23 protein-coding genes and 2 tRNA genes are annotated in these 19,414 nt (G+C 41.6%); 8 read left to right on the top strand and 17 right to left on the bottom strand.

Annotated elements, in window-relative coordinates:
* The first annotated feature begins 57 nt into the window (after positions 1–57).
* The gene (queC, locus tag QOL23_RS04420) at positions 58–765 is read left to right on the top strand and encodes a 7-cyano-7-deazaguanine synthase QueC (RefSeq protein ID WP_283400383.1); all 708 of its coding nucleotides are present in this window, start codon (positions 58–60) and stop codon (positions 763–765) included.
* Here queC and QOL23_RS04415 read toward each other — a convergent pair.
* The 9 genes from QOL23_RS04415 to QOL23_RS04375 form a co-directional block, all read right to left on the bottom strand.
* Positions 766–841, bottom strand: a tRNA-Thr gene (locus QOL23_RS04415). It abuts the gene before it with no gap.
* Positions 842–861: 20 nt separating this feature from the next.
* Entirely contained in the window at positions 862–1,113 is a 252-nt protein-coding gene (locus tag QOL23_RS04410; RefSeq protein WP_283400382.1) for a YgaP family membrane protein, read from the bottom strand.
* 68 nt (positions 1,114–1,181) lie between these two features.
* Positions 1,182–2,045: a hypothetical protein gene (locus tag QOL23_RS04405; RefSeq protein ID WP_283400381.1), complete on the bottom strand. Its 864-nt coding sequence runs from the start codon at positions 2,043–2,045 to the stop codon at positions 1,182–1,184.
* On the bottom strand, positions 2,038–2,850 hold the full coding sequence (locus tag QOL23_RS04400; RefSeq protein ID WP_283400380.1) for a tetratricopeptide repeat protein: 813 nt from the start codon (positions 2,848–2,850) through the stop codon (positions 2,038–2,040). The genes QOL23_RS04405 and QOL23_RS04400 overlap by 8 nt, the downstream gene beginning before the upstream one ends.
* Positions 2,847–3,410 carry a GTP cyclohydrolase I FolE gene (gene folE / locus QOL23_RS04395; protein ID WP_283400379.1) on the bottom strand — a complete coding sequence of 188 codons (564 nt, stop codon included), beginning with the start codon at positions 3,408–3,410 and terminating at the stop codon, positions 2,847–2,849. Before folE ends, QOL23_RS04400 begins: the two co-directional genes overlap by 4 nt.
* 1 nt (position 3,411) lies before the next feature.
* On the bottom strand, positions 3,412–5,307 hold the full coding sequence (ftsH, locus tag QOL23_RS04390) for an ATP-dependent zinc metalloprotease FtsH (RefSeq protein WP_283400378.1): 1,896 nt from the start codon (positions 5,305–5,307) through the stop codon (positions 3,412–3,414).
* Positions 5,294–5,821, bottom strand: a complete 528-nt coding sequence (hpt, locus tag QOL23_RS04385) for a hypoxanthine phosphoribosyltransferase (protein WP_283400377.1) — start codon at positions 5,819–5,821, stop codon at positions 5,294–5,296. Before hpt ends, ftsH begins: the two co-directional genes overlap by 14 nt.
* Positions 5,796–7,121, bottom strand: a complete 1,326-nt coding sequence (tilS, locus tag QOL23_RS04380; RefSeq protein WP_283400376.1) for a tRNA lysidine(34) synthetase TilS — start codon at positions 7,119–7,121, stop codon at positions 5,796–5,798. The genes hpt and tilS overlap by 26 nt, the downstream gene beginning before the upstream one ends.
* Positions 7,122–7,149: 28 nt before the next feature.
* Positions 7,150–7,226 (bottom strand) — tRNA-Met (locus QOL23_RS04375).
* Positions 7,227–7,350: 124 nt separating this feature from the next.
* Between QOL23_RS04375 and QOL23_RS04370 the strand changes: the two genes are divergently transcribed.
* Both QOL23_RS04370 and tig read left to right on the top strand, forming a co-directional pair.
* Positions 7,351–8,559: an argininosuccinate synthase gene (locus QOL23_RS04370; protein ID WP_283400375.1), complete on the top strand. Its 1,209-nt coding sequence runs from the start codon at positions 7,351–7,353 to the stop codon at positions 8,557–8,559.
* 1 nt (position 8,560) lies between these two features.
* Positions 8,561–9,862 (top strand): trigger factor, encoded by a 1,302-nt coding sequence (gene tig, locus QOL23_RS04365; RefSeq protein WP_283400374.1) that lies wholly within the window; start codon positions 8,561–8,563, stop codon positions 9,860–9,862.
* 22 nt (positions 9,863–9,884) lie between these two features.
* On the opposite strand, the gene QOL23_RS04360 is transcribed toward tig, so the two are convergent.
* Entirely contained in the window at positions 9,885–10,556 is a 672-nt protein-coding gene (locus QOL23_RS04360; protein ID WP_283400373.1) for a response regulator transcription factor, read from the bottom strand.
* Between the two features lie 13 nt (positions 10,557–10,569).
* Positions 10,570–10,944 (bottom strand): cytidine deaminase, encoded by a 375-nt coding sequence (gene cdd / locus QOL23_RS04355; protein ID WP_283400372.1) that lies wholly within the window; start codon positions 10,942–10,944, stop codon positions 10,570–10,572.
* A 63-nt stretch (positions 10,945–11,007) separates the two neighbouring features.
* Here cdd and QOL23_RS04350 point away from each other — a divergent pair, with 63 nt between their 5' ends.
* The 3 genes from QOL23_RS04350 to QOL23_RS04340 are packed head-to-tail and all read left to right on the top strand — an operon-like array spanning position 11,008 to position 12,087.
* Entirely contained in the window at positions 11,008–11,436 is a 429-nt protein-coding gene (locus QOL23_RS04350) for an antitoxin AF2212-like protein (RefSeq protein ID WP_283400371.1), read from the top strand.
* The gene (locus QOL23_RS04345; protein WP_283400370.1) at positions 11,433–11,771 is read left to right on the top strand and encodes a septation protein SpoVG family protein; all 339 of its coding nucleotides are present in this window, start codon (positions 11,433–11,435) and stop codon (positions 11,769–11,771) included. The genes QOL23_RS04350 and QOL23_RS04345 overlap by 4 nt, the downstream gene beginning before the upstream one ends.
* Positions 11,746–12,087, top strand: a complete 342-nt coding sequence (locus tag QOL23_RS04340) for a glycine zipper domain-containing protein (RefSeq protein WP_283400369.1) — start codon at positions 11,746–11,748, stop codon at positions 12,085–12,087. Before QOL23_RS04345 ends, QOL23_RS04340 begins: the two co-directional genes overlap by 26 nt.
* Here the strand turns inward: QOL23_RS04340 and QOL23_RS04335 are convergent, their stop codons facing one another.
* From QOL23_RS04335 to QOL23_RS04315, 5 genes are read right to left on the bottom strand one after another with little or no spacing between them, the layout of a single operon-like run.
* Entirely contained in the window at positions 12,088–12,732 is a 645-nt protein-coding gene (locus tag QOL23_RS04335) for an ankyrin repeat domain-containing protein (protein WP_283400368.1), read from the bottom strand. It abuts the gene before it with no gap.
* Positions 12,729–15,914: a transcription-repair coupling factor gene (gene mfd, locus QOL23_RS04330; protein ID WP_283400367.1), complete on the bottom strand. Its 3,186-nt coding sequence runs from the start codon at positions 15,912–15,914 to the stop codon at positions 12,729–12,731. Before mfd ends, QOL23_RS04335 begins: the two co-directional genes overlap by 4 nt.
* Before the next feature lie 5 nt (positions 15,915–15,919).
* Positions 15,920–16,165, bottom strand: coding sequence for a hypothetical protein (locus QOL23_RS04325; protein WP_283400366.1), 246 nt, complete (start codon positions 16,163–16,165; stop codon positions 15,920–15,922).
* Positions 16,158–17,009 (bottom strand): acetyl-CoA carboxylase, carboxyltransferase subunit beta, encoded by an 852-nt coding sequence (accD, locus tag QOL23_RS04320; RefSeq protein ID WP_283400365.1) that lies wholly within the window; start codon positions 17,007–17,009, stop codon positions 16,158–16,160. The genes QOL23_RS04325 and accD overlap by 8 nt, the downstream gene beginning before the upstream one ends.
* A 6-nt stretch (positions 17,010–17,015) precedes the next feature.
* Complete coding sequence (locus tag QOL23_RS04315) at positions 17,016–17,327, bottom strand: ArsR/SmtB family transcription factor (protein WP_283400364.1); 312 nt, start codon at positions 17,325–17,327, stop codon at positions 17,016–17,018.
* 196 nt (positions 17,328–17,523) lie between these two features.
* On the opposite strand from QOL23_RS04315, the gene QOL23_RS04310 reads away from it, so the two are divergent.
* Positions 17,524–17,904, top strand: a complete 381-nt coding sequence (locus QOL23_RS04310; RefSeq protein WP_283400363.1) for a RidA family protein — start codon at positions 17,524–17,526, stop codon at positions 17,902–17,904.
* Positions 17,883–18,737, top strand: coding sequence for a 16S rRNA (cytidine(1402)-2'-O)-methyltransferase (rsmI, locus tag QOL23_RS04305; protein WP_283400362.1), 855 nt, complete (start codon positions 17,883–17,885; stop codon positions 18,735–18,737). The genes QOL23_RS04310 and rsmI overlap by 22 nt, the downstream gene beginning before the upstream one ends.
* On the opposite strand, the gene QOL23_RS04300 is transcribed toward rsmI, so the two are convergent.
* Complete coding sequence (locus QOL23_RS04300) at positions 18,718–19,407, bottom strand: rhomboid family intramembrane serine protease (protein ID WP_283400361.1); 690 nt, start codon at positions 19,405–19,407, stop codon at positions 18,718–18,720. The two genes, rsmI and QOL23_RS04300, sit on opposite strands and share 20 nt — an antisense overlap.
* Positions 19,408–19,414 lie beyond the last annotated feature (7 nt).

Below are 19,414 nucleotides of genomic sequence, written 5' to 3'. Positions count from 1 at the left end.
GGAAATTTTATCATTAAGGTGATAATATAGCCTGTGAACTCTTTGAAGGGGGCAAAAATGTCCGCAGCGGTTGTGATTTTTTCCGGGGGTTTGGATTCAACGACGGCTCTCTACTGGGCAAAGAAGCACTTTGACGAAGTCTACGCCATTACTTTTGACTACGGCCAGAGGCACTCAATAGAAGTTGAGATGGCTAAAATAACGGCAAAAAACGCAGGTGTGAAGGAGCACTTTATATTTGAGATAGACCTGTCAAAAATAGGCGGTTCAGCTCTTACGGATAGAAGTATAGAAGTCCCTGAAGCTAAGTCAGTAGAGGAAGTTTTGAGCAGGGGTATCCCTTCCACTTACGTGCCTTTTAGAAACGGAATATTTATATCCATAGCTGCGGCTTACGCAGAGACGAAAGGAACTACTGACATCGTTGGTGGCTGGAACGCCGTTGATTACAGCGGTTATCCTGACTGCAGACCGGAATTTTTAAAGGCTATGGAAGAAGCTTTAAATAAAGGAACGAAAATAGGGGCTGAAGGTGGAAAGTGGACAATTCACGCCCCTCTCATTCACCTTACAAAAGGTGAAATTATCAAGTTAGGGCTTTCTTTGGGTGCTGATTATTCCTATTCAATATCCTGTTATCGTGGAGAGGAAATTCCCTGTATGAAGTGTGATAGCTGTATTTTAAGGGCAAAGGGATGGCTTGAAGCAGGAGAAGAGGACCATCTGATTAAGCGTTTAAGAGAGGAAGGGAAGATACAGGAATAGTGGTGCTGGCGGGGGGACTTGAACCCCCGACCTGGGCATTACGAGTGCCCCGCTCTGCCAACTGAGCTACGCCAGCGGACACAAAAAATATAGTAATTATTTCTCTTCCTTACAATACCTGTCGCACAAAGAAGGAACACCTAATTTGTGAAGAAGGATAGAGGAAGGACACAGTCCCGTTATTGCGTAGAACATGAGCATAAAGCCTATGAAAGCTGTAAAGTAGAAAAATCCTTTAATTCCTGTAATTAAACCGAGGATTGTGCTTGTAAAGGTAAAGAAACCTGCCATAAAGGTAGTAATTCTTTCCACATACCAACTGTCCGTTTTAGCTCTAAAAATAGCCATTAAACCTCCTATAAAATAGCATTAATTTGATTAAGAATATATTCTGAAAGCCGAATGGGTCAAGAACGCTACTCGTTTGAATTTGTGGAGTCTAAATTCAGGTTAAAGGTATCGTTTAAGTTCGTTTTTGTATTTTTTGTTGAGTTTGTTGAATTTGAAACTTCAGGGCTGGTAGCGTTTTCTTGCGTAGAGTTAGTTGCGTTAACTTCTATTTCAGCTTCTGAGTAAGGGTATATTATCTTGCAGGTTTTTGGAACTTCTGAGTAAAGTTTGTTGGCTGGTATGAAATTACCGCCGAAGCAGACGCCTGCAAACTCACCGCTGTAATTAAATACGAAGCCGTTATCTGTGCAGTTGCCGCTGAAATCTTCAAAGGAGAACCTTCCGTTGTTCTGCGGAACAGCTAAAACGTTTCTGTCTTCCAAATTTCCTTTTTCTACTTCGGGGGGCCAAAATCCTCTGACAATGTAGTTCACATCTACAATTCCGTCTCTACACAGGTAAACTTTGTGTGGCTTACCAAGCGTTAAATCGTCTGAAAGTTTTGTTTTTATGAAGTTCCACTCCATCAAAGAGAACGTTAACAGATGAATGCTCGTTCCGTTGTTTGTTCCCTTTACTTTAAATATCAGTGCTGGGTGATAGTTTATTCCTTCTTTTATCTCTTTGTAGAATTTTGGAATTATCTGTTTAAGTCTTTTAAGCCTTTCCCTATTGTAGTTATTTGTTGCGTTGGTAGTTTCCGAACCGTTAGCTATCTCTTCAAGGACAGGAATCGTCTGTTTTACAGATGGTAGCGCGTAAGAGGTTTCGTTTTCTACGATAACCTTTTTAACGTAAAAAGAAGGCTTGTAAAAAGAAACGATGATTCCTACAGAAAGCCCTATTATGAATGAAAATAGAATCATAAGAAAGGTTATAAACCTACTCATGCAGTTCCTCTAACTTTAACTTTGCTTTTATTCCTAGGTCGCTATTTGGGTTTATTTCAGCACACTTTTTTAGATACTTAGTGGCTAACTTTTTGTTTCCTTGCTTCAGGTATAGCATTCCTAAAGCATAGTAAGGATACTGAATTTTTGGGTAAAGGTTTATGAGCCTTACGTATATAACTTTTGCGTCTTCTGTCTTACCTTCTCTTTCTAAAATTTTTGCCAATTCTATGTAAGCCGGAACGTAGTCTGGATTGTTTTCTATCGCTTTAGCTAATTCCTTTTTTGCTTTCTCTAAGTTACCTTGCTTTTCGTCTAAAAGGGCTAATCGGAAATAGGCAACTTCAGGCGTAAGGTATAACGGGTTTGAGAGGGCTTTAAGGTAAAACTCTCTTGCTTTTTTAAGGTCTCCTTCCTGTTCGTAAAGTATTCCTAAGTTTAGGTACGCTTCAGAAAAGTCTGGTTTTAGAGAAAGCGCTTTCCTAAAGTTTTCCTCTGCTCTTTTAAGGTCTCCCCTTTTTAAGAACGCCAGACCTATGGCGTTGTAGATTTTGGGGTCATCAGGCGTTAGCTTTTTTGCCTTGAAAAAGTAGTTTAGCGCCAGAGGGATTTCGCCTAACTCAAGATAGGAAATACCAATCTGGTAGTAGCCTTCTGCCTTTTCTTTCGGTGTTGGCTTTGTCACCGTTTCTGCAGGAGGGGGTGGAGGAGGTGGTGGTTTTCTACTTTCTTTGTCGTTACCAAACAGGGAAGCGCATGAAGAAAACATTAAACAGAAAATCGGTATCAACAGCAGTTTTTTCATAGTCTCCCCTTGATTAGAAAGAGGGCTTCCATCCTTGTAGGTTCATTTCTCATAATGCCTTTAACGGCACTCGTTACGGTGTAAGAGCCTGGTTTTTTCACGCCTCTCATGACCATGCACAGGTGTTGCGCTTCTATTATAACCATTACGCCTTTGGCGTTCAGCTTTTCCATTATCGCAGTTGCTATCTGTTCGGTCATCCTTTCCTGAAGTTGAAGCCTTTTTGCGTAAACGTCAACAATTCTTGCTATTTTAGAAAGTCCTGTAACTTTATCTTCGTTTGGGATGTAGGCTACGTGAGCTTTACCGAAAAAGGGAAGCATGTGGTGTTCGCACATGGAATAGATGGGGATGTCTCTGACTATTATCATCTCATCGTACTTTTCAGAGAAAAGAACCATGTGGTTGTCGGGGCTGTCGGAATATCCTGACAGCACCTCTTCATACATCTTAGCAACTCTTTTAGGTGTATCTTTTAACCCTTCTCTGTTAGGGTCTTCGCCTATTGCTAAAAGGATTTCGCGAACAGCTTTTTCTATCCTTTCTTTATCTATGGGCAACCTAAGCCTCCAGTTGAGGATTTAATCCTAAACCGCCTATCTCTTCGTTTTTCTCTTTTTTCTTTTCACCACCTGAAGTTCCAGGAGATGCCGGTGGTTCTGTGTCCCTTGACGGAAGTTCGCCTTTTATTGCAAGGTCTATTTCCTCCCCTGTTAGCGTTTCTCTGTCAAGCAGTGCTTTTGCTAAGTTTTCAAGCTTTTCCATGTTGCTTGAGAGTATCTCTTTCGTCTTTTCGTAAGCTTCCTTAATTATTCTTTTAACTTCTTTGTCTATAAGGCGCTTCATATCTTCGCTTACCATTTCAGCCGGCTCGCCAAACTGCTCTTTCGTTTTTACAGCGATTGGACCTATGCGGTCGCTCATACCCCATTCGGCTACCATTTTTCTTGCAATTTCTGTGGCTCTTTCTATGTCGTTTCCTGCTCCGGTTGATATCGTTCCGAGCGCCAGCTCTTCTGCCACTCTTCCGCCAAACAGAACACAAAGTTTATCAAGGAGGTAATCTTTGGTGTAGGTGTACCTATCTTCTTCAGGCAACTGCTGAGTAATTCCTAAAGCCTTGCCCCTGGGGATTATCGTTACTTTGTGAACTTTGTCTGCATTGGGGAGGAGTTTTGCTACTAAAGCGTGTCCTGCTTCGTGGTAGGCGGTTGTTATCTTTTCCTGTTCCGAAAGAACCATGCTTTTTCTCTCTATTCCCATTGTTACTTTGTCTTTTGCTTCTTCTAAGTCTTCCATCGTTATCTTGCCGTGGTTTTTGCGAGCTGCTATGAGGGCTGCTTCGTTTACGATGTTCGCAAGGTCTGCGCCGGAAAATCCGGGCGTTGAGCGGGCTATAACTTCAAGGTCAACGTCTTCCGCTAAAGGTTTGTCTTTCGTGTGGATTTTGAGTATTTCAAGTCTTCCTTTAACGTCTGGTAGCGGAACGAATATCTGCCTGTCAAACCTTCCCGGTCTTAAAAGGGCGGGGTCTAAAATGTCTGGGCGGTTGGTTGCCGCTATTACTATTATCCCTTCTGAGCTTTCAAAGCCGTCCATTTCAACAAGTAGCTGGTTCAGGGTTTGTTCTCTTTCGTCGTGTCCGCCGGTAAATCCTCCGCCTCTTCTCCTTCCTACAGCGTCTATCTCGTCTATAAATACGATGCATGGAGCGTGTCTTTTAGCCTGTTCAAAGAGGTCTCTAACCCTTGAAGCTCCAACACCTACAAACATTTCAACGAACTCTGAACCGCTGACAGAGAGGAAAGGAACGTTGGCTTCTCCTGCTATTGCTTTTGCCAGTAGGGTTTTACCTGTTCCCGGTGCGCCGGCTAAGAGAACGCCTTTGGGAATGCGCCCGCCCAATTGCTGGTATTTGCGGGGATTTTTTAGAAAGTCAACGATTTCCGATACTTCTTCTTTAACTTCATCTATCCCTGCTACGTCTTTGAAAGTTACTTTGGGCTTATTGTCTATGAAGATTTTTGCTCTGCTTTTTGCGAAGGAGAGTGCCTTGTTGCTTCCTGCACTCATCTGACGCATCATGCTTATCCAGAGGAGTATGAGGAATATCATTGGAAGCCAGGAAACCAATATCGTTATGTACCACGGGCTTCCTTCCTGAGGCTTAACGTTGATTTCTACGCCTTTCTTTTGGAGTTTTGTGATTATGTCGTTGTATCCAGGCGGCAGGTAGGTTTCAAAGGGCTTTCCGTCAATGGTTACGCCGATGACTCTCTGCCCTTGAATTGTTACCTCTTTTACATGTCCCTGCTCTACCTGTTTTACGAACGTTGAGAAAGGCTCTGCGTGGTTTCTTACCTGATTAGCGTTTAAAAAGTTAAACGCTAAAATTATGAGTAGTGCTATTGAAAGCCAAAGAGCTATGCTTTTCACTATCTCCTTAACCTTGTCCATCTTCGTCTCCTTCTATGTAGGCTACGTATGGGAGTTCTCTGAACAGTTCGTTATAGTCAAGTCCGTAACCTACTACAAATTTATCAGGAATTTTAAAACCGACAAAGTCGGGGTAAATGTCAACGTTTTTTTCAACCTGCTTATCAAGTAGAACGCAGGTTTTGAGTTTCTTTGGCTTCTGTTTTTCTACCTCTTTTACTACAGTCTCTAAACTCTCTCCTGTGTCAAATATATCATCTAATATTAAAACGTTTTTACCTTTAAGGGTCAAATCTTTCGGGAAGTGAAGCTTCGTTTCCTTCTTCTGAGTTCCGCTGTAGCTTTTAACTCTCACAAACTCTACCGCTTCTACGTTTTTTAAGTTTCTTAAAATATCGGCGGTGAAGATAAACGCGCCTTTAAGGAGAGAAATTACGGTTATTGGTTCTCCGTTAAACGTTTTGGTTATTTCTTTCGCTAACTTTTCGGTTTTTTCCTTTATTTCACCTTCAGCTATCAGTTTTTTCAGTTTCACGCTTTTCTACCTTCACTCCTACGAAAGGTTTGCCTTTAATATATGCCTTAAATACATCGGGAATGTATATGATTTCTTCACCTGAGGTGATAATTGGGATTTGCCAGCGGAGGGTGGGGGGGATTTTCTTTTCCATGAGGAGTTTTTTTAAGGGTTTATGAAATTTCCCTAAGTTTACTTTGTCTCCAGGTTTTCGGTTTCTTACGGTTATTCCCTTTTCTTTAAACTGGGTGATTGGGAGCAAAGGCTCGCCTTCGTTTTCGGCAAAGTGAAGGGTGTAGAGGGGGGTGTGGAGGGTGGTGGGGATTTTTGTAACTTTGAAAGAAAAGGATTTCGGCTTTTCCTGTTCTTTCCTAATCTTAATAGTATTGTCTTCTTTTACAGCTTTGAATCCACTACCTAAATGAATTTCTTTATACCCTTCAGCGTCTGCCAACTTTTCTATATCTAACAGGTTTTTAAAGGAAAGCTTTCTGCCAGAAATCTGTTCAAAAGCTTTTTGTACAGCTTCCCTCCTTAAAAAAGGGTGTAGGGACTTGAACGTTTGAAGAGGAATTTTGATTTCATCTTTTTCTGTCCAGGCGTGTATTACGGTTTCCACTTCTTTATTAAGAAAATCTTCTAATAACCTTAAAGTTTCGCAGGTTTTGAGAAAGGCGCTTTCTAAAGAGGGGTTAATCTTCTTTAAAACGGGAATTACGTCAAGGCGAATTAGATTTCTTTCAAAAGATTTATCGTAGTTTGATGAATCTATTACGTAGGGTAGTTTTTCTTTCTTGGTGTATTCTTCAATCTCTTTACGGGTTATCTCTATTAGCGGTCTGATTACGTTGCCGCTTTTGGGCAAAAATCCCCTCAACCCCCTTATCCCCGTTCCTTTAGTTAAATTTAACAAAACGGTTTCCACCAAGTCTGAAGCTGTGTGGCCGGTGGCGATTTTCCCTCCACCTATTTCTTTTAGCGTTTTTCTCAGAAAATCATAGCGCTCTTTTCTTGCAATTGCCTCAACGTTTTTTCCTTTTGAAATTTCTTTAACGTTCCTTCTCTCAACAAACAGAGTTACGTTCCACTCATTGCACAGCTTCCTTACGAATTCCTCGTCTCTATCCGATTCTTCACCTCTTAGCATATGGTTAAGGTGGGCTGCAAAAACGTTTACTTTGAGTTTATCTTTTAGCTTTAGGAGGAGATAAAGAAGCGTTACAGAGTCGGGACCTCCTGAGAGAGCCACTAAAACGTTTTCTTTGGGATTGATTAAAGAATATTTTCGGATAGTGGAAATGAATTTTTTTTCAAGCATAATTTGGAAAACCTGAAAGGAAGGTTAATGGTGGCGACGGGTGGAGTCGAACCACCGACCTGGCGGGTATGAGCCGCCCGCTCTAACCACCTGAGCCACGTCGCCACTTGCAGAGTGTAATATAAACTTATTCAATATTAGTGTCAATCTCCGTATAATTCTTTGTCGTTTGCAATTTAAACAAAATTTTCTAAAATTCCACAACCCAGAGTTTTATTCGGAGGAAGAGGTGAAAAAAAGAGTAGTTTTAGCTTATTCTGGTGGACTTGATACTTCAGTTATCGTCGGGTGGCTTGCAGAGAGAGGTTTTGAAGTTATAACCTACACCGCTGACGTTGGTCAAGGTGAGGAGTTGGAAGAGATACCGGAAAAAGCGAAAGCTTCCGGTGCCGTTGAAGCGATAGTGGACGATATAAAAGAGGAATTTGCCAGAGAATACTGTTTACCTTTAATGAGGGCTGGCGCGCTTTACGAGGGCAAGTATCCTTTAATTTCCGCCCTTTCAAGACCTTTGATAGCTAAAAAGCTGGTAGAAGTTGCCCATAAGGTTAACGCCGACTACGTTGCTCACGGCTCTACTGGTAAAGGTAACGACCAGGTAAGATTTGAAGCTTCTGTATGGGCTTTAGACCCGGATATTGAAGTTTTAGCGCCTGTTAGGGAGTGGGAATTCAAGTCAAGGGAAGAGGAGATTGAATACGCTAAAAAGTGGGGAATTCCGGTAGTTGCTACCAAGGAAAAACCTTACTCCTACGATAGAAATCTCTGGGGTGTAGCTATTGAGGCTGGTCCTCTTGAAGACCCGTATACAGAACCTCCTGAAGATGCTTTCGTTATTACTGTTTCTCCTGAAAAAGCACCTGATACTCCAGAATACGTGGAGATTAAATTTGAAGAAGGTGTTCCTGTTGCCATTAACGGTAAAAGATACGATGAGTTATGGAAGTTGGTCTGGGACTTAAACGAAATAGCCGGTAAGCACGGATACGGTCGTATAGATATGGTTGAGAACAGGCTTGTAGGTATTAAATCAAGGGAGGTTTACGAATCACCTGCAGGGCTTTTACTTATAAGAGCTTACGACGAATTGGAAAGCTTAGTTTTGGATAGATTTACCTACCACTACAAGCAGAGTCATATAAGACATCCTTACGCTGAAATTGTTTATGAAGCGCTTTGGTTCACGCCGTTAAGAGAGTCTTTAGACGCTTTCAACAATGAATTGGCAAAACTTGTGACAGGAACGGTAAGGTTTAAGCTCTTTAAGGGTAATGCAGCTGTAGTTGGAAGGAAATCACCGAATTCCCTTTATATAGAAGACCTTGCAACTTACAGTCCAAAAGACTCATTTGACCATAAGGCAGGTGCAGCCTTTACGAAGGTTTGGAGTTTGCCACTTAAAGTGATGGGAAGAGTAAGAAAAGAGAGGAGGAAATAAGATGACTTATACGGTTGAAAAAGTTAATGACGTAGTATTAAGGGTAAAGATAGTTGGAGAACCGCAGGAAATTGAAAAAGAGATTAACGAAATCTGTAAAGAGATAAGGAAAACGGCAAAAGTTCCTGGATTTAGACCGGGAAAAGCTCCTGTTAACATTATCAAAAAGTATTACGAAGATACTATAAGAGATAGTCTTGTGAGGAGTTACGTTCCTGTAAAGCTTCAGGAAGTTGTAGAGAAGGAGAACATTCAGCTTCTATCAGACCCGGGAATAGAGGACCTGCAGTGTGACGTTAAGAATAATGCCTTTGAAGTGACGCTGATTCTTGAGAAGAAGCCGGAGATAGAGTTAAAGCCGGAAGACTACAAAAGTATAAAGGTAAAGAAAACGGTTAGGGAAATAACCGATGAAGACGTTGAAAAAGTCATAGAAGGAATGAGAAACCAGCTTGCAACCTGGAAGGAAGTAGAAAGAGAAGCTAAAGAAGGTGATTTAGTAGAAATTGAATATACCACAACTATTGAAGGTAAAGAAAACAGCGGTTCTGTTGCAGTTGTTTTAGGAGAGAAGCAGCTCTGGCCCGAAGTGGAAAAAGAGGTATTGGGCAAAAAGGCAGGTTATGAAGGAGAAATAACGTTTAAAGCTCCTGAAGATGAAAAGGTTTACGGAGATGCTGCTGGTAAAGAGGTAACTGTAAAGTTCAAGGTGAAAGCGGTAAAAGAGAAGGAGTTACCTGAAGTAAACGATGAATTTGCTAAGAAGTTAGGATTTGAGTCTGTTGAAGATATGAAATCAAAAATTAAGCAGGATTTAATTGATGCAGAAAAGAACAGACAGCAGGAAGAGGTTGAAGACCAGATTGTTGAGGAGATTTTAAAGAAGGTTAATATTCCTGTACCTCCATCTATGCTTGACCTTGAAATAAGAGCGCAGGCGGAAGCGCAGCTCAGAAGGCTTGCTCAGTTTGGCGTTGATGTCAATCAGATTAATCCTCAAACTGTAGTTGAAATGGTTAGACCTACTGCTGAGAAAACGGTAAAAGTTAAGCTTCTCCTTGAAAAAGTAGCTGAACTTGAAGGTTTGGAAGTAACAGATGAAGACTTAGATAAAGAGATAGAAAAGTTAGCCCAAGCTGCATTCGGCGGTGATTACGTTCAGGCAAGACAGTCCCTTGAAGAGAGGGGCTTGATAAACATGATTAAGCAGGACGTTCTCAGACAGAAAGCTCTTGATAGACTCATTGAACTTGCCGAAGTGGAAGAAGTTCCAGCAGAGAAAGAGGAAAAGAAAGAAGAGTAAAATCCCCCCTCTTTTGAGGGGGTTATTCCTTCGTTAATTTGTATCCTAACCTTGGAAGTGTTCTCAGGTACTTGCCTTTTTCTCCCAACTTTTTTCTCAGCCTGCTAATGTAAACGTCAACGGTTCGCGTAGTTTCGTTGTGGTCTGCTCCCCAGATTTTTTCTAACAGTTCTTCTCTTGAGAACAGTTCTTCGGGATGTTCAAGGAAAAATTCTAAAAGCTGTAGCTCTGTTTTTGTCAGGTATATCGGTTCTCCGTCAACAGTAACGGACTTAGACTTCCTGTCAAGCTTTATTCCCTCAAACTCTAAAACGTCTTTCTTTACATGTCCTGCCCTTCTAAGAACGGCTTCTATTCGCGCTAAAAGTTCTTTCATACTGAAAGGTTTTGTAACGTAGTCGTCCGCTCCTGCTGAAAAGCCTTTCAATTTTGTGTCTTCACTTGAAAGGGCTGTCAGTATAATCACCGGAATGTCTCTATTCTTTGGACTTCTCCTTATCCTTTTGCATATTTCCAGACCGTCAAGCCCTGGAAGCATAAGGTCTAAAATGGCTAAATCGTACTTAACTTTTTCAACTTTTTCAGCTGCTTCTTCTCCGTCTAAAATCCAGTCAACTTTGAAGTGGTTTTTTTCAAGGTTGTACTTTACTAAGTCTCCCAAGTCTTTGTCATCTTCAGCCAACAAAACGAGCATATGAAACCTCCTGCTATTTTAGTGTGAACGTATGGGGCAGTAGTTCTCCTAATGTAAAAGTGGTGGTATTTTCTCCGTTTGTTACTATTACTTCAAAGTTTTCAGGGAAAAATTCCCTTAAAACCTGACGGCAGGCGCCACAGGGGTAAGGCATTCCGTCCGGTGAGTAGATAAAGATACCTTTGAAGTCCTTTTTCCCTTCTGCAACCGCGCGGAATACGGCACACCTTTCAGCGCAGATTGTCAAACCGTAGGATGCGTTTTCAACGTTTACTCCGGCAACAGTTCCGTTTTTGCCGAACAGTAGAGCTACCACTCTGAATCGCGAGTATGGAGAGTAGCTTCTCTCAACGTACCTTTTTGCTTCTTTTAAAAGTTTTTCAAACAACCTTTTCCTCCGTAAACTAATGCTTAATTTTAACTTAAACGATTTTTATTGCGGGAAGGTGTTATGAAGGCAGTTAAGGCTGTGTTCAAAGATGGGGTGTTTGTCCCTGTTGAACCTGTTGGCTTGGGAGAGGGTGCTGAGGTTTTGGTTGTTTACGTTGAGAGCGCTTCAAAAGGGAATCCTGAGTGGTGGAATGAGATACCAGTAGAGGAGAAAAAGAAAGATGCTTTGAAGCTGTTTTCTGAAAAGCTGACTGCCGTTCCTTACATTGACGTGAAGGTGAGCGTTGACGGTGGGGAGATGGAAGTTTTTGTTTTGGTTCACGATGAAAGAGAGGTGGTAAGACCAGTTATGGAAGCGGGAATGAAGGTTTATGAGGAGACGGGTGTTTACGTTCCCATTCAGGTTATATCGGAGCGGAGATTGAACAGATGGAAAGAGCAGGGAAGCGAGATTTACCGAACGATAAGAGAAGGTGTGTCAATAAAATGAGAGATAAAAAGAGTCTGGAACGTTTGCCGGTTATGGGGATAGAGGTGACGGAGGTGAGGATTTTTCCTTTCGATACTTCCGGTATTGGAGGTAACGTTAGAGCTGTTGCGAATATTAAGTTAAATGACGTTTTGGAGATTAAAGATATAAAGATTGTTTATTCTAACAACGGTTATTTTATTCAGATGCCTTTAAAGAGAAGCAAAAGTGGAGAGTTTGTTCCGCTTGTTAACGTTCTAAATAAGGATTTATATTTACACATACGGAGAAAGATTTTGGATGAATTTAACCGCGTTATGGAGAAGTACGATGAAAAAGTTGATAGTTCTGTTTAGTTTTTTACCTGTTATCTTGACTGCGTGCGCTTCTGCTCCGGTGTCAAAGACTGATGCTGCCCTTTTAGGAGCTTTGGGCGGTGCTGCAGTTGGAGCTGCTACGCATAAGCATTATAAGGCATCTGCTAAAGACGCAGCTATTTACGGTGCAGTTGCAGGTGGAATATTAGGTTACGTTTTTGGTAACGACCAGCAGAATACTCATACAGTTCAAGCAGATTCCGACTATGAGGTGAAAACGAAAGACGGTAAAGTTATTCACGTTCATGAGAATTGGTACACCGTTGATAGCGAACCTGCACCTAACGTCAAGTAGTTAGTGGTGTCTTTTAAAGTAGCGGACGGCTCTTAAGAACTTCCAGTTGCGGAACTTCTTTGCAACATCTACTGGTGTTTCTCCTCTTTCGTTTTTTGCGTTTAGGTCTGCTCCTTTGCGAAGTAGGTATACTGCTGACCAAAAGCATTTTCTGTTTTTTGCGCAGAGGTGTAGAGGTGTATCTCCTATTAAATCTTTGGCGTTTACATTTGCTCCGTGTTTTATGAGTAGTTTTGCTATCGTCAGCCTCGCGTACATACCGCAGTAGTGGAGAGGTGTGTATCCGAACTTATCTCTGCTGTTTACGTCTGCTTTGTGCTTTATGAGTAATTCTGCTGCTTTTACGTTGTTAACGACTATCGCTTCATCTAAGGGAGTCATACCGTAGATATCTCTTACGTTAGGGTCTGCTCCTTTTCTTAGTAAGAGATTGACTAATTTAATATTTCCGCTGTCTATAGCGTAAAAGAGGGGAGTACGGTTGAACCTGTCTTTAACGTTTGGAGAAATACCTCTTTTCAGCTCAGATTCTACCTTGTCTAATTTTCCTGCCTTTGAGTAGTCAAATATTTTTAGCGTTTGGCATAAGACCAGGGTTGGTATGAATAGTAGAGTAAAAAGAAAGAGAGAAATTTTCTTTTTCACTCTTTCAACTCCTCAAGGAGTGATATTAGGTCGTCAAAGTCTTTTAGGTTCACGTAAAGCTTTTTATCCGGTGTAAACGTTGCTTTCCTGCTTTTTACCATTTCTACCAGCTTCTCTGTTTGGACGTTAGGGGTATCGCTGAAAGCTATTATCGCTTTCCCGGAAGGTGAAACGGTAATTTCCTTTACTCCTATCTGTTTTGCCAGCTTTTTGAGTTTCATGGTTTTGAAAATGTTGATTACGGGGTCTGGGATATAACCGTGAACTTCTCTCAGTTTTCTGACGGCTTCGTCGGGATTTTCTGAAGATGCCAATTCTGCGTATATCTTTACTCGTTCTTTTACATCTTCCACGTAATCTTCGGGAATGAACGCTTCCCACGGCAGGGTTATCTTTACATCTTCCTCTTCTTTTTCTTGAGAAACTTCTTCAAAGAGTTTGAGATACAGGTCAAGTCCTACCGTGTTGACGTAACCGCTCTGTTTTGGTCCTAACAGCGTTCCTGCACCTCTTATTTCAAGGTCTTTGACTGCTAATTGGAATCCTCCGCCTAAAGGCGAGAGTTTTTTCATTGCTTCAAGCCTTTTAACAGCTTCGGGCGTTAGTTTTGTTTTTGGTGAAATGAGCAGGTAGCAGTAGCCTTTTTCCACGCCTCTTCCTACCCTTCCTTTAAGCTGGTAGAGTTGCGATAGCCCGAACCTCTCTGCTCCTATAACTATCAGGGTGTTTGCAGATGGAACGTCAAGCCCCGATTCAACGATTGAGGTGGAGATGAGGATTTTTATCTTTCCTTCAAAGAAGTTGTGCATAATTCTTTCTATTTTATCCGACTTCATCTGTCCGTGAACTATCTCTACGGGAACGCCGGGGAACATCTCTTCCACTTTTGTTTTGAGCGGCTCTAACTCCTCTATATCGTTTTGAACGATGAATACCTGTCCATTCCTTTCTAACTCTCTTTCTATCGCCGTTTTAAGAATTCTGTCTGAGTATTTTGAAACTACTACTTTTGTTCCTCTCCTTCCTGGCGGTGGCGTTTCTATGACGGAGATATCTCTAAATCCTGAAAGAGCTGAGTAGAGAGTTCTCGGGATTGGGGTTGCGGATAGATATAGAACGTCAATGTTCTTCTTTAGTTTCGTCAGTTTTTCTTTTGTTTTTACGCCGAACTTGTGTTCTTCATCTATTATGAGAAGTCCTAAGTCTTTGAACTTAACGTCATCTTGGGTGAGCCTGTGGGTGCCGATGATAATGTCTATTTCGCCTTTTTCTAACTTTTCTAAGATTTCTTTCTGCTCTTTTTTTGATTTAAAACGGGAAATAACTTCTATGTTTACGGGAAAACCTTTAAACCTTTTCTTGAACGTTCTGTAGTGTTGGTCAACCAAAACGGTTGTAGGCGCTATAACTGCTACCTGTTTGCCTGACGTTACCGCTTTCATTGCTGCTCTCATTGCGACTTCCGTTTTGCCGTAGCCGACATCTCCGCAGATGAGTCTGTCCATCGGTTTTTCCGATTCCATATCTCTGTAAACGTCTTTTATTGCCTTTGCCTGGTCGGGCGTCAGGCGGTAGGGGAAGCGTTTTTCAAATTCCCTCAGCAAGTTTTCGTCGCCTTTCAGGCTTTCGCCAACAGCGTTTTTCCTTTCTTTGTAGAGTTCTGCTAACTCTTTTGCGAACTTAACGAGGGAAGCTTTGATTTTTCTTTCTAAGTTTTTCCAGGATGTGCCGCCTAATTTGTCGAGTTTGGGGGATTTTCCTCTGTATCCTGAATATTTGTATATACGGTCTATCTGAGTGAACGGAGCGAATAACTTTTCGCCGCCGGCGTATTCTATCTCTATGAAATCGTAAGTTTTTCCACCTATATTTCTGCTTACTATTCCTTGAAATATACCTATTCCGTAGTCTCTGTGGACTATTAGTGTTCCAGGTTCAAGCGCTGTTATGTCTTCTTTCTTCTGTTTGATTTCTGGTAGAAAATCCCCCTCCACCACCCACGCTATTTTCTCTTCATCCAGTCTGAATCCGCCAGAAGATATTCCTTTCTCAACGGTAGCTTTTACAGATAACTTCTTTAATGCCTTTTCAATTTCCTGTTTAAAAGTTTCCGTTGCCGTTATGATTCTAACTTCGTAGTTCAGAAGCTGACTGAGAACTTCATTTACGTTTTCTTCCGATAAGTTAGGTAAAGGCTTGACGCCAAAGTTAATTCCGCCGTTTATCGGCTTTTCGTATATTGCAAAAGTGTAATCGCCAAACCATACATCTTCAACGAACTTTTCCGGTTTTGCTGCCGGAACGCCTTCCCTTTTCAGTATTTCGTAATTTTCCTTCACCTGCTGCAGAAAACTTTCCGATGCTGTTCGTATCTGGTCAGGTTCTATAAGAACGGTAGCAAAATTTGAGCTTAAGTAGTCTTTTACTGAGGTTAAAGGAAAAATTTCAGGCAGGAGTTTATCCGCTCCGCTGAGTTCTCCTAAAATTAAATGTCTTTCGGCAACTTCCGGGTAGATATCTTCAATCTTCTTTAACGTTTCCTTATCTATCGGAACTTCAAGGAGGGGGAATATCTCAACTTTTTCTCTTTCCTCTCCGTTAACCGTTATCCTTTCAACTTCGTCTCCGAACAGCTCTACGGAAACTCTACTGCCTAAAGGCATTACAACTTCAACGTGGTCACCTTTAACAGAAAACTCTCCTTCTTCAGGTTCGCTGTCAACTCTCCTGTAGCCCATAGAAGACAAACTTTTTGACAGGCTATCGTAGTTTATCTCTTCTCCCTTTTTTATAGACAAAACCCTTTCTATAAGGATTTCTGGAGGAATGACTTTCTGCATAAGCGCTTGAGGTGTTGAGACAACAACCTGTGGATAGTTTTCTATTAACCTGTAGAGAGATGATAGTCTTTTGAACTGGTAGAGTGATAAAGGAGATGAAACGTCTAAAGGAGGAACGTCCCAGGAAGGCAAGAAAACAGCTTTTATTCCTTGTCTTTTAAAGTCTTCCGTTAACGCTTCTCCTATGAGTTCTGAAGGAGAGATAACTAAGACTTGCTCTTTGAGCGTTGGTAGAATTTCCTTTAAAAGCAGAGATTTTGAAGCGCCGGGAAGACCATAGACCTTGGGTTTTTCTCCAGACTTGATGCTACCTTTGAGAACTTTTAAGGCTCTTTTAAACATTCTTTTTAGGTTGCTCTCCCTTCAACTAACTTTGCTTCTCTCTGCATCAACCTGTTAAAGAGGGTGTCCCAGAAAATAGTTAAGTTACCTCTACCTCCGTGTTCTTCAAAGAACTTAACGGAATCTTCCAATTCACCGCCTAAAAGCTCAAAGAACGTATCGTTTAGCAACCCTCTATCTATTTTATCTTGGTTGTAGAGGAAGAAATCTGCAACGATAGTTCTTGCAAGTCTTTCAATCTTCTCAGACATTCTTGCCCCCTAAAAGGTCAAGTAGCTTTGCGAGGGTTTCCTTTAGCTTTTCCCGCTCAACGACCATATCAATGAGTCCGTGCTCTAAAAGGAATTCTGACCTTTGAAAGCCTTTCGGTAGCTTTTGCCTTATCGTTTGTTCAATTACGCGGGGACCGGCGAAACCTATAAGAGCCTTCGGCTCTGCGATGATTACGTCCCCAAGGAAAGCAAAGCTCGCAGATACTCCGCCCATTGTAGGATGGGTAAGGACGGAGATGTAAGGAACCCCCCTTTCCTCAAGGAGCGTAAGGGCTGCAGATGTCTTTGCCATCTGCATGAGGGAAACGATTCCTTCCTGCATTCTTGCACCGCCGGAAGCAGCAATGCAGATAAACGGAATTCCTTCTTCTGCAGCCCTTTCTATGTTTCTGGTTACCTTCTCGCCGGCCACCGCACCCATACTTCCGCCCATGAAGCGGAAGTCAAAACAGCTTACGTATGCGGGCTTGCCGCCTATAAGTCCTTTAGCGTTTATAACTGCATCTTTTAAACCGGTCTTTTCCTGCGCTTCTTTAATTCTTTGGGTGTACGGTTTTCTGTCGGAAAACTCTAAAACATCGGTAGGTTCAAGGTTTGCATCTAACTCTTCAAATTCGCCGTTGTCAAAAATCATGTACAACCTATCTTTCGCAGGAACGGGGAAGTGATGTCCACACTTTGGACATACCATTAGGTTGTTCTCAAGTTCCCCGCGGAAAAGGAGAGTTTTGCAGTTATCACACTTTATCCATAACCCACTGGGAACCTGAGAACTAACTCTGCCTTCCCTCTCTAACCTGCGCTTAAAAAAACGTTCAAACATTAATTGTTAACCTCTAAAGCAAGCTATCTGCGGTAAAATGTTTAAAAGCTCTCTGAACGCTTCAGAAGATATCGTGTAATATACTTTATTCCCTTTTCTCGTTTTTGCAACTATACCTTTGTATCTGAGAGTTCTTAAGTGCTGGGAGAGGGAAGACTGAGAAATCCCCAACTCCTGTTCTAAGTCTGTTACGCACATAGGCTTGTCTTTAAGCGTAAAGAGAATCTTTAAACGTACTGGAGAAGCCAAAGCTTTTAGACATTCTGCACCTTCTTCTATTCTTTCATCGTCAAGGACTATTTTACTCTCCTTTGCCATCATTCCTCCTGACTTTTATAGTTTTCTTAATTTTACCTTTTTTAATGGGATTTTTGCAACAGTTAAAAATATAAAATAAATAGAATTGTAGTTTCAAGCTTGTTGGAGCATAATATACGATTGGGAGATTACAATTTCAACGTTTTTATGTTAAAAGTTAGTTAGATAAAGCTTATATTTTAGGAGGTTGAGAATAATGAAAAAAATTCATACTGAAAAAGCACCTGTTCCGGTAGGTCCTTACTCTCAAGGAATACTCTACGGTAACTTTCTATTTACTGCTGGTCAGGTAGGAATAGACCCTCAAACGGGGAAGTTGGTAGAAGGCTTTGAAAATCAGGTCAGGCAGTGCTTAAAAAACCTTGAAGCAGTCTTGAACGCTGCCGGCGCAAGTAAGTGTAGTATTGTAAAGGTTTCGGTGTTTCTGACAGATATTTCTAAATTTGCCGAGTTTAACGCTATTTATGAAGATTTTTTGAAGGATTGTCCTGTTAAGCCTGCGCGTTCTGTTGTAGAGGTTTCTGCTCTACCGTTAGGCGCGGAAGTGGAGGTGGAATGTATAGCGGTGAGAGGTTAGGAACTCTTTACGTTGTTGCTACGCCGATAGGAAACCTTGAAGATATAACTCTGCGGGCTCTTAACGTGTTGAAAGATGTAGATATTATCGCTTGTGAAGATACGAGGCAGACAAAGAAACTTTTAACTCATTATGGAATAGGTGGTAAAAAGTTAGTGCCTTACCACGAACATAACGAGGAACAGCAGTCGGAGAAGCTCCTTTCTTTTCTTGTTGAAGGAAAGAGTATTGCGCTTGTTTCAGACAGTGGAACTCCTTGTATAAGCGACCCGGGATATAGACTGGTAAAAAAAGCAAGAGAGGCTGGAATTAAAGTTGTTCCTATTCCTGGAGCTTCTGCCGTTATTGCTGCTTTGAGCGCTTCGGGGTTTCCTACCGATGCTTTTACGTTTTTCGGTTTTTTACCTAAAAAGGAAGGTCAGTTGAGGAGGAAATTGGAAGAGATTTTTGGTTATCCTCATACGGTAGTTTGTTACGAGTCCCCGCATCGGTTAAAGAGAACTCTTGAAATAATTGCCGAAATGGATTCAGAAAGGGAGATAGGAATTTTTAAGGAGATAACGAAAATAAACGAACTTTTCCTTAAAGGAACTGCCGGTCAGTTGTTGGAAGAGCTTGAGAAGAGAGGTGCGTTTAAAGGTGAGTTTGTGATTTTGTTCCCTCCAAAGAAGGAGAAAGAGAGTGATTTTGACGTTGAGGGGATGTTGGAGGAGTTGAAGGAGGGGGGATTTTCTATGAAAGAAGCAGTAAAAAAGGTGCGAGAGTTGACAAATCTTCCCAAAAGGGAAGTTTATGCTAAGGCGTTAAAGATTTTTAGGGGCGATAATAACTGATTTCTCTATTTCTTTTCATAAACTTGGCTACTAAAACTCCAGCTAAAAAACCGCCAAGGTGGGCAAACCAGGCAACGCCTCCCATAGATAGGTGGTGAACCGAAAGTAACGCACTTGTGAACTGGAAGATAAACCATATAGCAATCCATAGAGCAGCTGGAAGAACGATGATGTCAATAATAAAGAATATGAAAACCAGCGTTACAATCTGCGCTCTGGGGAAGAAAACCATATAAGCACCTAAAACGCCGCTTATGGCACCTGACGCTCCTATTAGTGGAATGTCAGAATTGGGATATACTAAAACCTGTATGAGGGCTGCGACTATTCCACAGAACGTATAAAAGAAGAAGTATTTAAGTTTACCCATAGTGTCTTCTACGTTGTCTCCGAAGACCCACAGGAACAGCATGTTGCCGATTATATGCATAAATCCGCCGTGAAGGTATTGATAGGAGACCAGGTTGCCGTAAGGCGTTAGCGGGTCGGGAGGGGGGATATCAACGCCGTGAAAGACTTCATAGGGAATGACGCCGAACATTTTTACAAATATCTGACTGTAAGGACCTAAGGAAAGCTCATAGAGAAAAACGAACGTGCAGAAAACGATAATACCTATGGTAACTATTGGTGTTGACCTGCTCGGATTGATGTCTTTTATCGGTATCACGCTCTCC

The organism is Desulfurobacterium pacificum (assembly GCF_900182835.1).
In the GTDB taxonomy this organism is placed as follows: domain Bacteria; phylum Aquificota; class Aquificia; order Desulfurobacteriales; family Desulfurobacteriaceae; genus Desulfurobacterium_B; species Desulfurobacterium_B pacificum.
Note: the sequence above shows the minus strand (reverse complement) of the source record. Positions and strands in the feature narration are given on the sequence as shown.

What these genes read in the sequence shown, in the direction of transcription:
- queC (WP_283400383.1), top strand. Translation starts at nt 58, where the DNA reads ATGTCCGCAGCGGTTGTGATTTTTTCCGGGGGTTTGGATTCAACGACG.
- QOL23_RS04410 (WP_283400382.1), bottom strand. Translation starts at nt 1,113, where the DNA reads ATGGCTATTTTTAGAGCTAAAACGGACAGTTGGTATGTGGAAAGAATT.
- QOL23_RS04405 (WP_283400381.1), bottom strand. Translation starts at nt 2,045, where the DNA reads ATGAGTAGGTTTATAACCTTTCTTATGATTCTATTTTCATTCATAATA.
- QOL23_RS04400 (WP_283400380.1), bottom strand. Translation starts at nt 2,850, where the DNA reads ATGAAAAAACTGCTGTTGATACCGATTTTCTGTTTAATGTTTTCTTCA.
- ftsH (WP_283400378.1), bottom strand. Translation starts at nt 5,307, where the DNA reads ATGGACAAGGTTAAGGAGATAGTGAAAAGCATAGCTCTTTGGCTTTCA.
- tilS (WP_283400376.1), bottom strand. Translation starts at nt 7,121, where the DNA reads ATGCTTGAAAAAAAATTCATTTCCACTATCCGAAAATATTCTTTAATC.
- tig (WP_283400374.1), top strand. Translation starts at nt 8,561, where the DNA reads ATGACTTATACGGTTGAAAAAGTTAATGACGTAGTATTAAGGGTAAAG.
- QOL23_RS04360 (WP_283400373.1), bottom strand. Translation starts at nt 10,556, where the DNA reads ATGCTCGTTTTGTTGGCTGAAGATGACAAAGACTTGGGAGACTTAGTA.
- QOL23_RS04350 (WP_283400371.1), top strand. Translation starts at nt 11,008, where the DNA reads ATGAAGGCAGTTAAGGCTGTGTTCAAAGATGGGGTGTTTGTCCCTGTT.
- QOL23_RS04345 (WP_283400370.1), top strand. Translation starts at nt 11,433, where the DNA reads ATGAGAGATAAAAAGAGTCTGGAACGTTTGCCGGTTATGGGGATAGAG.
- QOL23_RS04340 (WP_283400369.1), top strand. Translation starts at nt 11,746, where the DNA reads ATGAAAAAGTTGATAGTTCTGTTTAGTTTTTTACCTGTTATCTTGACT.
- mfd (WP_283400367.1), bottom strand. Translation starts at nt 15,914, where the DNA reads ATGTTTAAAAGAGCCTTAAAAGTTCTCAAAGGTAGCATCAAGTCTGGA.
- QOL23_RS04325 (WP_283400366.1), bottom strand. Translation starts at nt 16,165, where the DNA reads ATGTCTGAGAAGATTGAAAGACTTGCAAGAACTATCGTTGCAGATTTC.
- accD (WP_283400365.1), bottom strand. Translation starts at nt 17,009, where the DNA reads ATGTTTGAACGTTTTTTTAAGCGCAGGTTAGAGAGGGAAGGCAGAGTT.
- QOL23_RS04315 (WP_283400364.1), bottom strand. Translation starts at nt 17,327, where the DNA reads ATGGCAAAGGAGAGTAAAATAGTCCTTGACGATGAAAGAATAGAAGAA.
- QOL23_RS04310 (WP_283400363.1), top strand. Translation starts at nt 17,524, where the DNA reads ATGAAAAAAATTCATACTGAAAAAGCACCTGTTCCGGTAGGTCCTTAC.
- rsmI (WP_283400362.1), top strand. Translation starts at nt 17,883, where the DNA reads ATGTATAGCGGTGAGAGGTTAGGAACTCTTTACGTTGTTGCTACGCCG.